Annotated in this window: 11 protein-coding genes; 4 read left to right on the top strand and 7 right to left on the bottom strand. The window is 60.3% G+C overall.

Going from position 1 to position 12,548, the window contains the following annotated elements:
• Positions 1–15: 15 nt before the first annotated feature.
• A complete protein-coding gene (locus QM007_RS02305; RefSeq protein ID WP_283490987.1) occupies positions 16–1,167 on the bottom strand; it encodes an acetoin utilization protein AcuC in 1,152 nt (383 codons plus the stop codon).
• Positions 1,168–1,477: 310 nt separating this feature from the next.
• Here QM007_RS02305 and QM007_RS02300 point away from each other — a divergent pair, with 310 nt between their 5' ends.
• A complete protein-coding gene (locus QM007_RS02300; protein WP_283490986.1) occupies positions 1,478–2,827 on the top strand; it encodes a TrkH family potassium uptake protein in 1,350 nt (449 codons plus the stop codon).
• Positions 2,820–3,497: a potassium channel family protein gene (locus tag QM007_RS02295; protein WP_283490379.1), complete on the top strand. Its 678-nt coding sequence runs from the start codon at positions 2,820–2,822 to the stop codon at positions 3,495–3,497. The genes QM007_RS02300 and QM007_RS02295 overlap by 8 nt, the downstream gene beginning before the upstream one ends.
• Before the next feature lie 439 nt (positions 3,498–3,936).
• Here the strand turns inward: QM007_RS02295 and proC are convergent, their stop codons facing one another.
• From proC to QM007_RS02265, 6 genes are all read right to left on the bottom strand, one after another.
• Positions 3,937–4,785 (bottom strand): pyrroline-5-carboxylate reductase, encoded by an 849-nt coding sequence (gene proC, locus QM007_RS02290; protein ID WP_283490985.1) that lies wholly within the window; start codon positions 4,783–4,785, stop codon positions 3,937–3,939.
• Positions 4,785–5,609: a sugar phosphate isomerase/epimerase family protein gene (locus QM007_RS02285; RefSeq protein ID WP_283490378.1), complete on the bottom strand. Its 825-nt coding sequence runs from the start codon at positions 5,607–5,609 to the stop codon at positions 4,785–4,787. Before QM007_RS02285 ends, proC begins: the two co-directional genes overlap by 1 nt.
• Positions 5,610–5,611: 2 nt before the next feature.
• Positions 5,612–6,598 carry a Ppx/GppA phosphatase family protein gene (locus QM007_RS02280; protein ID WP_283490377.1) on the bottom strand — a complete coding sequence of 329 codons (987 nt, stop codon included), beginning with the start codon at positions 6,596–6,598 and terminating at the stop codon, positions 5,612–5,614.
• A 115-nt stretch (positions 6,599–6,713) separates the two neighbouring features.
• A complete protein-coding gene (gene topA, locus QM007_RS02275; RefSeq protein WP_283490376.1) occupies positions 6,714–9,512 on the bottom strand; it encodes a type I DNA topoisomerase in 2,799 nt (932 codons plus the stop codon).
• A gap of 138 nt (positions 9,513–9,650) precedes the next feature.
• A complete protein-coding gene (locus QM007_RS02270; RefSeq protein WP_283490375.1) occupies positions 9,651–10,070 on the bottom strand; it encodes a pyridoxamine 5'-phosphate oxidase family protein in 420 nt (139 codons plus the stop codon).
• Positions 10,071–10,079: 9 nt separating this feature from the next.
• Positions 10,080–11,720 carry a DUF7059 domain-containing protein gene (locus QM007_RS02265; RefSeq protein WP_283490374.1) on the bottom strand — a complete coding sequence of 547 codons (1,641 nt, stop codon included), beginning with the start codon at positions 11,718–11,720 and terminating at the stop codon, positions 10,080–10,082.
• A gap of 40 nt (positions 11,721–11,760) precedes the next feature.
• Here QM007_RS02265 and QM007_RS02260 point away from each other — a divergent pair, with 40 nt between their 5' ends.
• Together QM007_RS02260 and QM007_RS02255 are read left to right on the top strand one after the other, a co-directional pair.
• Entirely contained in the window at positions 11,761–12,078 is a 318-nt protein-coding gene (locus tag QM007_RS02260; RefSeq protein WP_283490373.1) for a thiamine-binding protein, read from the top strand.
• Positions 12,078–12,518: a pyrimidine dimer DNA glycosylase/endonuclease V gene (locus tag QM007_RS02255; RefSeq protein WP_283490372.1), complete on the top strand. Its 441-nt coding sequence runs from the start codon at positions 12,078–12,080 to the stop codon at positions 12,516–12,518. Before QM007_RS02260 ends, QM007_RS02255 begins: the two co-directional genes overlap by 1 nt.
• Positions 12,519–12,548: the final 30 nt, after the last annotated feature.

Here is a 12,548-nt window from a genome sequence, read left to right as displayed (position 1 = left end):
CGCCCCTATACCGGCCTAGTCATACCAGGGGTCAAGCCCCCAGAGGGGGAATACTTCCTTGCGGGTGGCCATAATGCTGCGGTCTACGCTGCTGGCAGGGTCGTAGCCAACCTCCCAGGAGCACCACCAGAGATCCACGGGGTCCCCCATCATGGTAGGCACTTTGGTCCCGTACTTTTCAAGCATATAAGCCTGCCACGATTCCGGTGTGGGCATATTGATGTCGAGGGGCTGGCCAGCCGCCACCGCAATAAGGTGGCTCCAAGAGCGGGGCACGGCGTTGTAGATAGAGTAGCCCCCTCCCCCGGTAGCAATCCAGCGGCCCTCACAGAGCTCGTCCGCCAGCAAGGAGATATGGGCGGCAATTTCCCGCTGTCCATTAATGCTGATGTTCAGGTGCGACATGTCATCGGCCAGATGGGAGTCGCAGCCGTGCTGGCTAACAATCACTTCGGGCTGGAACTGCCGCAGCAGGCTAGGAACCACCGCGTCAAAGGCTCGTAGCCACCCCGAGTCGGTAGTGCTTTCGGGCATGGCGATGTTAACTGAGGTTCCGGCAGCCAGCCCTTCGGGCCCCACCTCGTTAGCGAAACCGGTACCGGGGAAGAGGGTCATGCCGCTCTCGTGCAGGGAAATGGTCATCACCCGGGGCTCGTCCCAGAAGATACTTTGCGTGCCGTCCCCGTGGTGGGCGTCCACGTCGATATAGACGACCCGCTGCGCTCCCGCTTCAAGCAGGCGGGCAATGCCGACAGCGCAGTCGTTATAGATACAAAAGCCGCTGGCGTGATCGCGTGAGGCATGGTGCATACCTCCGCCAAAATTGACGGCATGCTTGACCTTACCGCTCAAGATAGCTTCGGCTGCCTGGTAGGTGCCCCCGGCGAGTCGAGCGGACGCCTCGTGCACCCCCTCAAACCCGGGGGTATCTTCGGTACCCAGCCCACAGTTGGCGATGGTTAGTGTGGGGTCGGCACTGATTTTTTGCACCGCGTCGATATAGGGGTAGTCGTGGGCCAGCATGAGCTGGTGCACAGTAGCAATTTCGGGTTCCTCAAGCTGTACCTGTGGGAGGTCAAAGATTCCTAGGTCTCGTGCCAGGGAGGCTGTTGCATCCAACCGCGAGGGGTGCATGGGGTGATAGTCGCCAAAATAGTAGTTGGCCATGGCGGGAGCCCAGAGCACACGCACGTCGGTGGGCGTGAGGCTGTCGATAATAGCCACCAGCACTACCTCCTTTGGTAAGTTGAGTCACACTTACCATTAAACACATAAAAACCCTGCGGGCACCACACCCCGCTTGTATGACACGCAGACTACGCTAGAGACGGCAGAAGAAAGCGAGGTGAAGAACGTGGGCAAAATTGTGCGCAAGGTCCAGGAGCGCAAGCAGGTTCTAGACGCCATGGAACAGGGGCAGCTGAAATACCAGCAGCTCCTGCAGATTGTTAAATTTTCGGCAGCCTTTCAGGCCCGCATGGCCCACCTGCGCGACCTGGTAGACCGCATCTTTGGGTCCTCCTCATCCCGTATCGCTATTGCGGCCTTCATGCTGGTCATTATTTTCTTCTCGCTCATGCTCTACACCCCCTGGGCCTCACGCGATGGCCAGCAGGTGGAGTTTCATCACGCTGTTTTTACGGCCACAAGTGCTGTGACCGTCACCGGCCTCACCACGGTCTCTACCGCCGAGCAGTGGACCTTCTTTGGCCAGCTCATGATTCTTCTCGGCTCCCAGATTGGCGGCCTCGGCACGCTCACCCTCACCTCCATCTTGGCCCTGGCGGTGGGGCGCAAGCTGGGGTTGCGCTCCAAAATTATCGCCCAGGAGTCCCTCAATATCGGACGCCTGGGTGAAGTGGGTTCAGTGCTCCGCACCGTGGCCTTTACCTCCATAGCCATTGAGGCCCTGATCGCCTTCACGCTTACCCCCCGCTTCCTGGTGCTGGGAGAGCCCTTCTGGCAGGCAGTCTGGCACGGCGTCTTCTATGCGGTCTCATCCTTCAACAACGCGGGCTTCACTCCCCACTCAGATGGCATTGTGCCCTACGGCCACGACCTCTGGATTCTCTTCCTCATCGCCCTGGGCGTCATGGTGGGCTCGCTGGGTTTCCCCGTCATTCTGGTACTGCGCAACAACCTGCGCTTTAGCAAGTGGAATCTCAACGCCAAACTCACCATCATCGGCACGCTGGTGCTCTTCTTCCTGGGCTCCTTTGCCTGGGGCGCCCTGGAGTGGGGCAACGACCGCACCATCGGTTCCATGGGCGCAGGCGATAAAATCCTCAACGCCGCCTTTGCCTCGATTATGACCCGCTCTGGCGGCTTCAACCTGGTCGACATGGCAGATATCCACCCCGTCACTATGCTGCTCACCGACGTACTCATGTTCATCGGCGGCGGCTCCGCATCTACCGCAGGCGGCATCAAAATCACTACTATCACCGTGGTCTTTCTGGCGATTCTGGCAGAAGCCCGCGGCGATCAGTTCGTCGTTGCCTTTAACCGCACCATTCCCGATGCTGTACTCCGTATCGCTATCTCCGTGATTATGATGAGCTTCGTGTTTGTGCTGGCAGGTACCACCGCCATCATGCTCATTGGCAACGTCGGCCTCGACCGGGCCCTCTTTGAGGTCATCTCAGCCTACGCGACCTGTGGGCTGTCCACCGGGCTCTCAGCCGAGCTACCGCCGTCCGGAACCTACATTCTTTCTGTCCTCATGCTCATTGGCCGTATCGGCACCATCACCGTAGCCACCGGCTTGGCGATGCGATCCCGCCGCCGCCTCTACAAGTTCCCCGAAGAAAGGCCCATCATTGGCTAGAAAAGACTTCCACCCAGCCCACAGCGCCCCCGTGCTAGTGATTGGCCTAGGACGCTTTGGCTCGGCTACCGCTGCCCAGCTGGTCCGCCAGAATAAAGAGGTGCTTGCTGTTGAGAAAGACCCCGCCCTGGTGCAGAAATGGTCAGGCGACCTCACCCACGTGGTGGAGGCCGATGCCACCGACATGAACGCTCTGCGCCAGCTAGGGGCCCAGGACTTTACCGCCGCCGTAGTGGGTGTGGGCACCTCTGTGGAGGCCTCGGTGCTGATTACCGCCAACCTGGTGGACCTGGGCATTGAGCGCATTTGGGCTAAAGCTATCACCCCTTCTCATGGCAAGATTCTATCCCGCATTGGAGCACACCGGGTTGTTTACCCGGAGTCGGACGCGGGGGTACGAGCAGCCCACCTGGTCTCCGGCCGCCTACTGGACTTCATCGAGTTCGATGACGATTTTGCCATCGTCAAAATGTACCCACCCAAAGAGACCCACGGCTTTACCCTGGCCGAGTCTGATGTGCGGGCTAAATACGGGGTGACCATTGTGGGAGTGAAATCGCCGGGTGAAGAAATTACCTACGCTACACCAGATACCCGGGTGTCTTCACGTGATTTATTGATTGTCTCTGGTCAAGTAGACCTTATTGAAAGATTTGCCGCACGACCCTAACAGGTTTATACCTACAAGAAACGGTTGACTATACCCTATACCCAGCTGAGCATAGAAACCACCCAGATGTCTTCCGAAATAATTCGTCTTTTTTCAGATTTCAGGGTGCATAAACTTAAAAACTGGCATATAGTTATAACTACCTCTAAAGGTGCGAGTGATTACTGAACGGTCCGCGAACCCGTTCAAGTAGCTCAAGACCTGAAGATTCCCAGATGGTTCCCCCTAATCCCATCTACTTCAGGTTGCGAGCCTTCTCTTGAAGCCGGATCCCTACCGGCAAAAGAGAAAGCTGAAGGCCAGCCCGATTCCCTACGGGCTGGCCTTTAGTGTATCTAAATTCCTTGTTCAGGAAAGAAAAAGCAGGCTGCCCTACCCACAAGGAGTTTTGGTAGCACAGCCTGCTCTTATAGGGCCTTCTTTTTAGGCTAGGTCTGAACTATTTTTCGGAGCTAAACTCTTCGGTCATTTCCTCATTTCGAGCTAGGCAGGCCCGCATAGCGGTCTCGGTTAGTTCGAAAAGACCACCATCGATGTAAGCGGTAATAGCCTTATCGGTAGTGCCCTTGGGGCTGGTGACGGCCTTGCGGAGGTCCTGGGGGTTGGGGTCAACATCCAGCAGGTAGCCCGCACCGGCTACCGTAGCGGCTGCTAGCTCGGTAGCAGTTTTTTCGTCCAGCCCCAGCTTAACCCCGGCAGTAGCCATAGTTTCTGCCAGCAAGAAGGCATAAGCAGGGCCTGAACCAGATACAGCGGTTACCGCCCCCATCTGCTCTTCCTCAACCTCAATGACCCGGCCTGCTGCCCCCAGAACCGAAGCGGCGGCGTCCTTAAGCTCCTCGGTCACGGTCTGCCCCACCGAGATAGCCAGCACCCCCTTGCCCACCCGCGAAGGAGTATTGGGCATGCAGCGGATTGCGGGCTGCCCCTCTGGCAGGGCCCGCTGCAGGGCTTCTAAGGTGATACCGGCAGCAACCGACACCACTACGGTCTTTTCACCCAGAGCCGGTGAGATTTCGCGGGCAAGATCAAGGATGGCATAGGGCTTGACGCCCAGCAGCACCACGTCGGCCCCTTCAGCGGCTTTGAGGTTAGCCTGCGCATCGTCCTCACTGGCAAGGATGGTTACACCCTGGGCTCCCTCCCCCAGCTTGTCACGCAGGGTAGAGATACTGGCGTGCGATCCTACGGTCGCGCGCACAGAGGTGGGGTCAGTGCCCGCGGCAAGCAGACCCGAGGCGATCGCTCCGTTCATGGAGCCGGTTCCAATAAAAGCAACAGTAGTCATCACGATGTTCTCCTAGCTAGGTGGGTGCGGGCAAACTGCAGGGTCTCGTAGAGCATGTCGTCGCGGGCCCCTGCGCCCTTGGCCTTGCGGGTTGACACTTCAGCGCAGACAACACCCTCGAAATCGCTGGCTGCGATGTACTGTAGAGTTTCGGCGACAGGCTGGGTGCCGTGGCCGGGTACCAGGTGTTCGTCCATGACCTTATCGCCGGATCCGTCGGTCAGGTGCACGTGCCCAAGGCGGGAGCCGATGCGTTTGACGGCTTCGAGGGAGTCGTCCCCGGCTGCGGCTGCGTGGGAGAAGTCCCAGGTCATCCAGTCATAGTCGAAGCGGGAGGGGTCCCAGTGGGGGGCGTACATCTCTACCGCGTGGCCCTTGATGGACCAGGGGTACATGTTTTCCACGGCGATTTTGACGTTTTCGAGCTCTGATATTTCGCGCACGCCAGCAACGAAGTTCTTGGCGTAGAGTTTCTGCCAGCGGAAGGGTGGGTGGGCGACGATGACGTCCGTCCCCACCGCCTTGGTCATTTTGGCCGCCATCTGCATTTTGTTCCAGGCTCGGCCCCAGACCTGCTGAGTCAGGAGCAGGGTGGGGGCGTGAATGGCGGAGATGGGGATCTGGTATTTCTGGATCAGGTCGAGCAGGTCGTGGGGCTCCTGGGAGAGGGCCGAGTGGGTGATCATGACTTCCACGCTGTCGTAGCCCAGGTCTACGGCGGTTGAGAAGGTTTCGGGCACGCCGAGTGGGAAGAGGCAGGAGGTAGAAAGCGCTACCGGTACGGGTTTGCGGGCGGAGGGGTTCTTGGGTGCGTCGGTGCTCACGGCTAGTCCTGCACAAATTCTGCCAGAGAACGGGGGTCAATCATGGCTTCAGGCCCCTGCTGGGAGAGGTAGTTTAGGCGGCGTAGCACCAGGCCTTCGCGCAGAGCCCAGGGGGAAACGCGCATGCGGTCTATGCCGAAGACGGCCATGGCGGTTTCTGCAGCGATAGCTCCGGCTAGCATCTGCTCGGCGCGGACATCAGATACCCCGGGTAAGTCCTCACGTTCGCTGGGGGGCATGGCTTCCATACGGCGAGTCCACAAGCGCAGATCCTGTAGCAGCATTTCACGCTTGACGAAGGGGCCTGCCGAGTAGGGGGCTGCCCCGCAGATACGGGCAAGGGAGCGGAAGGTTTTGGAGGTACCCACAACCATGTTGGGCTGCCCGTAGGCCAGCAGGGTCTCAGCGACGGGTTCTAGGGTTTCACGCACGTACTTGCGGAGTTTTTTGATTTCCTTGGGGGACGGCACGGGGGCGCTGAACCAGTCGCCGGTCAGGCGGGTGGCACCCAAGGGCACGGAGATTGCGTCGTCGGGGTAGGCGTCCATACCGGTGGAGAACTCAAAGGAGCCACCGCCGATATCGAAGTTGAGAATGCGGCCAGCGCCCCAGCCCTGCCAGTGGCGCACGGCGTGGTAGGTAATAGCGGCTTCCTGGTCACCGGTAATTTCGGTGAGGTTGACGCCGGTCTGGTTCTGCACGTGTTGCAGCACCTCGGGGCCGTTTTTGGATTCGCGGATGGCGCTGGTGGCAAAGGCCAGCAGGTCTTCCGCTCCGTGCTCAATCGCGTAGAGTACTGCGGACTTCACGAAGGCGGTGAGGCGGTCGCGGCCCTCGTCGGTGATGTTGCCGTCCGCGTCAATATAGCGCACCAGCTGCAGGGGTTCCTTGTGGGCTGCTGTGTAGGCTTCGGGGCGGGAGCCCAGCTGGCCCTCAATCAGGAGCAGGTGGCCGGTATTTGAGCCGATGTCGAGTACGCCTAGTCGCATGGGTCCCCCAGGGTTTAATGGTGAAGTACTTTCCTGCCTTCTAGTCTAAAGGACGGCACCCGCCCAGCTTTCTCAGGGTGAGCTAGCGGGGCGGGTGCCTGGTCTTTTTCTAGGACTATGAGGCGGTTTTCTTGGTCGTTGCCTTCTTCTTGGTTGTGGTTTTTTTAGTTGCCAGCTTCTTGGTTGCCGTCTTGCGCTTGACCGGGCCCTTAGCTCGCTTCTCAGCTAGAAGCTCTACCGCCCTGGTGTGGGTCAGGGACTCGATGGTTTCGCTACGAGGCACCGTAATGTTGGTGACGCCGTCGGTGATGTAGGGGCCGAAACGGCCGTCCTTGACCACAATCTTCTTCTCAGAGACCGGGTCTACGCCCAGTTCAGCGAGCGGGGGCTTGGCGGCACCGCGTCCGCGCTGCTTGGGCTGGGAGTAAATCTCCAGGGCCTGCTCCAGGGTGATGGAGAAAATCTGGTCCTCAGTCTCCAGGGATCGGGAGTCTGTTCCCTTCTTCAGGTAGGGGCCAAAGCGACCGTTCTGGGCGGTTATTTCGGTGCCCTCGGCATCGGTACCGACCACGCGGGGCAGGGCCATGATCTTGAGGGCGTCGTCCAGGGTGACGGTTGCCAGATCCATGGACTTGAAGAGGGAGCCGGTGCGGGGCTTTTCAGCCTTGGGCTTCTTCTTGGGCTTGGGCTTGCCGTTCTTGTAGTACTCGGTGGGCTGGGCGTCCATCCAGGCGGCGATTTCTTCATCGGTCATCTCGGGGATAACCTCGGTGACGTAAGGGCCAAAACGGCCATCACGGGCCACGATGGTGCGGCCGGTCGCCGGGTCAACGCCGAGCTCGCGGCCGTCGTTCTTACCGACTTCCAGCAGTTCAGCGACCTTTTCTTCGGTCAGCTCATCGGGTGCCAGGTCTGCCGGTACGTTGGCGCGGATGGGGTCCTTAATTTCGCCGGTTTCGATGTCGATCTCGCCGCCGGTCTCAAGGTAGGGGCCGAACTTGCCCACGCGCAGGTTGACCCCGGGGGCAACCTCTACAGAGTTGATCGCGCGGGCGTCAATGTCGCCCAGGTTGTCAACGATGGGCTTGAGGCCGCGCTTGTCTCCCCCACCGAAGTAGAAGTTAGACAGCCACTCGGGGCGGGCTTCTTCACCGCGGGCAATGCGGTCGAGGTCTTCTTCCATTTCGGCGGTGAACTCGTAGTCCACGTACTTAGCGAAGTGCTCTTCGAGCAGGCGGACGACCGAGAAAGCTGTCCAGGAGGGCACCAGGGAGCCGGAACGGTTATTGACGTAGCCGCGGTCCATGATGGTCGAGATGACGGCTGCGTAGGTTGAGGGGCGGCCAATGCCGAGTTCGTCCATGGCCTTAACCAGGGAGGCCTCGGTGTAGCGGGGCGGGGGTGAGGTTTCGTGGCGGGCAGCTTCGATATCGCTACCGCGCAGGGAGTCGCCTTCTGCCAGGTTAGGTAGGCGCTTGTCGTCCTTACCGTCCTTGGTCTCGCCCTTGCCCTCTTCGCCGCGCAGGGCGTCCTTGCCTTCCTCGTAAGCGGCGAGGAAGCCGCGGAAGGTGATGACGGTACCGGACGCTGCGAACTCGGTATCCCGGCCGTCGGCGGCGGTTGCCCCCAGGCGGACGGAGGCGGTGGACCCCTTGGCGTCAGCCATCTGGGAGGCGACGGTGCGCTTCCAAATCAGCTCGTAGAGGCGGAACTCGTCGATGCTCAGGGCACTCTTAACCTCTGCGGGGGTACGGAAGGAATCCCCCGCAGGGCGGATTGCCTCGTGGGCTTCCTGGGCGTTCTTTGACTTGGAGGTATATACGCGCGGGGACGCGGGCACAAAGTCAGCGCCGTACAGTTCAGCCGCCTGCTTGCGGGCAGCCTGGGTCGCCTGGTCAGACAGGGCAACCGAGTCGGTTCGCATGTAGGTAATGTAGCCGTTCTCGTAGAGGCGCTGGGCCACCTGCATGGTGGAGCGGGATGAGAAGCGGAGCTTACGGGCGGCCTCCTGCTGCAGAGTGGAGGTGGTGAAGGGGGCAGCGGGACGGCGGGTGTAGGGCTTGGTTTCGACCGAGCGGACGGCGAAAGCGGCGGACGCCAGTGCGCTCGCCAGGGAGCTGGCGGCGGCTTCGTCCAGGTGGGCAACCTTGCCGGCTGCGGTGGGCTTGAGGCTGCCGTCATCGGCAAAGTCCTTGCCGGTAGCGACGCGGGCTCCGTCAACAGCTGAGAGCTTGGCGGTGAAGGACTCGGCGGTCTCGGTGGTGAAGGTGCCGGTCAGATCCCAGTAGGTGGCTGAGCGGAAGGCCATGCGTTCGCGTTCGCGTTCGACGACCAGGCGGGTGGCCACAGACTGCACGCGGCCAGCTGACAGGCCGCGGGAGACCTTGCGCCAGAGCACCGGTGAGAGCTCGTAGCCGTAGATTCGGTCTAGCACGCGTCGGGTTTCCTGGGCATCGACCAGGTTATTGTCGATCTCGCGCAGTTCGTTAAAGCCGCGCTGGATCGCTTCTTTGGTGATTTCGGGGAAGGTCAGGCGGTAGACGGGTACCTTGGGCTTGAGTACCTGTAGCAGGTGCCAGGCAATAGCTTCCCCCTCACGGTCACCATCGGTTGCCAGATACAGGGCATCGGACTCTTTGAGCAGGCGCTTGAGCTCCGTGACCTTCTTCTTTTTATCGGAGTTGACCACGTAGTAGGGTTCAAAGCCCTCGTCAACGTTGACAGCAAACTTGCCGACGGGGCTCTTTTTGAGCTCGTCGGGCAGCTCGGAAGGCTGGGGAAGGTCGCGGATATGCCCCATGGAGGATTCAACGATGAAGGCATCGCCCAGGTACCCGCTGATGGTTTTTACCTTCGAGGGGGATTCCACAATCAGCAGTGACTTGCCGTGCTCGATGGTTGCCTGAGTGGGCACAGAGGGCTCCTTGGGGTCGGTTTTACGCGTGTATGCACAACAATAGCCGACTTACCGCGCTTCGTGTCTACTTAGACCGGTGTGACCTTTGAGAGCTGAGCGCGGGGCGGGTCCTTGATGCCCACCCCGGCGCGAGGTTTAGAGCTCGTCGGTAGGCTCTGCCCCGATTTCAAACTTGCGGCCGCTGATGCTTACCGGTTGCACCTCGACCCAGTTGGTCTTATAGGTGGGGGAATAGGTGCGTAAGCCCAGGGCTTCAACTGCATCGAGGTCAGCTTCGCTGGTCAGCCAGTGGGCATTGCCGTGAACCACGACGGAGCGGGCGACGCCGTCCTTCACCTCATCAATTTCGAAGGCAGCCTTGCGGCTAATTACAACTTCTGAGAGCTTCTGGCCAGCGGCGGTACGGAAGTAGATTTTCTTCTCGTGCACCACAAAGTTAACGGGGTAGATATCTACCTCCCCGCCTACAGCCAGGGCCAGACGTCCAAACTCGTGGGAGGCAAGCAGCTCCCAGCAGCGATCTTCGGTCAGGGTTTTAATAGGGTTCTCTACCATGGCCTCAGTTTAGTCGCCCGAATCAAGGCGCAAGAAACCCTTTTCAAGAAGTTCGCGCATGTTACTGATTAATACTTGTCTGGGTTCTTCGGTCTCCCAGCCTAGGAGGGCAGCCAGGGCACCCACGATTTGCCCGGCGGTCAGGTCACCGTCGCAGGCCGAGACGAAGCCGGAAGTCTCAGTGGTTTCTAGGATGGTGCGGCGCAGGCCTGCCCCGGCCCGCAGCAGAATAACCGCGGGGTGCTCGGAGCCGGGGGTGGAGTGGCGTTCTTCGGTGACGTCGCCCGCTACCACCAGGTGCTGCTCGAGCAACTGTTCATCGTTCAGGGCCGTCACCCGGTCATAGTGCTCCACTGCCTCGGTGATGAAGGGGGCGATGGGTTGCTGAATGGGATAGGTAATTTCTTCAAAGCGGTGCAGACGCTCCCCTGCGGACGCCGGGTTCGGCTTACGCAGCCAGATCATGCCGAACCCGATGGAGCCAACGCCGCGTGAGGCGAAGTCGCGCAGGTAGGCGGTGTAGGCGGCTTCAAAGTGGGCGGGGTCACGGTTTTCGCTGGCGTCGCGCAGCCAGGTTTCGGCATACTGCTCTGGTTCAAGAACCTCGCGCTGGATGAACCAGGCTTCGGTGTCCTCCCCCAACCAGACGCGGGGGCGATCTGCCCAGTCGGCGGGGCCGTCCTGCCCGTCAACGGGGATTTCCCAGTTACCCAGCATCTGCGCGCGCCCGCCGGGGGCGAGCACGGTGGGTAGCTGCTGCACCAGGGTTGAGACGATACCGTCCCCTGCCATACCGCCGTCGCGGTAGGTGAACTGGTCTTCGGGGCTCTCGTAGTCGCTGCGCGGGGTGATAACAAAGGGCGGGTTAGAGACCACCAGGTCGAAGGTTTCACCGGCGACCGGTTCGAGCAGGGAACCCAAGCGTAGGCTCACACGCTCTTCGAGATTGGTCGCATCAAGGTTCAGGGCTGGCGCGTTGAGCAGCAGGTTGAAACGGGTAAAGGCCAGGGCGCGCTCGGAAATATCGGTAGCGGTCACGTGGCGGGTGTGTGCCAACAGGTGAAAGACCTGGATGCCGCAGCCGGTGCCCACATCAAGGGCACAGTCAACGGGGGTTCGCTCGGTGAGCTGGGCCAGGGTAAGGGAGGCTTGGCCAATACCCAGCACGTGGTCCTTACGCAGGACGCCGGGGCGCTGGTGGGCGCCCAAATCACTAGCTACAAAGAGTTCGGTTCCATCGTCGGCAGCGTGTGGCCGCAGATCTACGGCAGCCTGCACCAGGCCGTCCTCGGTGGGCTCCGCCAACCCCAAATCCAGCAGCAGGTCCAGGCTACCTGTCCCCAGGGCGTCCTCAAGGTCCCCACCGGGCAGGGCGGCGCCAAAGAGGAAGAAGCGCACCAGCTGGGCCAGGTTCCGCTGGGCGGTGGTGAAGGTTTCTGATGTAGCCTCCTGCCCCAGAATCTGGCTCACCCGGTAGAGGCCGGGCACCACCTGGTCACGGGTCATGGCCTCAAAAGCACGGGACCCCAGCAGCTCCTCGATACCGTCATAGGTGTAGTTGAGATCGGTCAGGGCGACGTGCAGGCGGGCCAGGGCAGCAGTATCGGCGCTGACGGGGGCACCGGGAACACGAGAAAAATCAGAAGTCATCACGCTCTCTATTTAACCGTATGAGCGGTACGGTAGAGACATGTTATTTGCTTTCTCAGTAGCTCCCACCGGCGGCGGAGACCCGTCTGGGTCCGTACACGACGCCGTTGCAGAAGCCGTCCAGATCGTCCGCGATTCGGGCCTGCCCCACCGCACCGACGCCATGTTTACCACCATCGAAGGTGACTGGGACGAGTGCATGGCCGTCATCAAAGCCGCCACTGAAGCCGTTGGAAAGCACGGCAACCGGGTCTCCCTCGTGCTCAAAGCCGATATTCGCCCAGGTCACAACTCCGGCGAACTCACCGGCAAACTCGACCGCCTCGAAGAAGCTATTGCCCGAAGAGCTGACCGCTAGTGCGCATTTGGTCTGTTCATCCCTCCCTGCTCGACGCTAAGGGGCTAGTAGCCTGCTGGCGTGAGACCCTGCTTGCCCAGAAAGTGCTCCAGGGTCTCACCAAGGGCTACACCAACCACCCCCAGCTCGACCGTTTCAAAGCCTCTAGCGACCCCCTAGCCTACATCTGCACCTATCTGCACGGACTGGCTGACGAAGCTGACAGGCGGGGCTATAGCTTCAATCGCGGTTTGCTGGTGCTCCCGGCCAGAAACGACCTAGCCCCGATCCCTGTTACCGACGATCAGCTGGACTACGAAATCTCATTTTTGGCAGAAAAAGTAAAAACCCGTTCACCTCAGTGGTATGACCAGCATTTTGCCACGTCACCAAGCAAAGTCACCCACCCCCTCTTCACCGTCGTCCCCGGCCCCATCGAAAGCTGGGAAAAGGTTAAATAGTAATCAAGGCAATTTTTTCTAGAGGTCTGG

This window comes from Rothia sp. SD9660Na (assembly GCF_030064065.1).
In the GTDB taxonomy this organism is placed as follows: Bacteria; Actinomycetota; Actinomycetes; order Actinomycetales; family Micrococcaceae; genus Rothia.
This window is presented reverse-complemented; position numbering and strand designations above follow the sequence as displayed.

Bases quoted from the DNA above. Each gene is read 5' to 3' on its own strand.
- QM007_RS02305 (WP_283490987.1), bottom strand. From the start codon at position 1,167: ATGGCCAACTACTATTTTGGCGACTATCACCCCATGCACCCCTCGCGG.
- QM007_RS02300 (WP_283490986.1), top strand. From the start codon at position 1,478: ATGGCCCACCTGCGCGACCTGGTAGACCGCATCTTTGGGTCCTCCTCA.
- proC (WP_283490985.1), bottom strand. From the start codon at position 4,785: ATGACTACTGTTGCTTTTATTGGAACCGGCTCCATGAACGGAGCGATC.
- QM007_RS02280 (WP_283490377.1), bottom strand. From the start codon at position 6,598: ATGCGACTAGGCGTACTCGACATCGGCTCAAATACCGGCCACCTGCTC.
- QM007_RS02270 (WP_283490375.1), bottom strand. From the start codon at position 10,070: ATGGTAGAGAACCCTATTAAAACCCTGACCGAAGATCGCTGCTGGGAG.
- QM007_RS02265 (WP_283490374.1), bottom strand. From the start codon at position 11,720: ATGACTTCTGATTTTTCTCGTGTTCCCGGTGCCCCCGTCAGCGCCGAT.
- QM007_RS02260 (WP_283490373.1), top strand. From the start codon at position 11,761: ATGTTATTTGCTTTCTCAGTAGCTCCCACCGGCGGCGGAGACCCGTCT.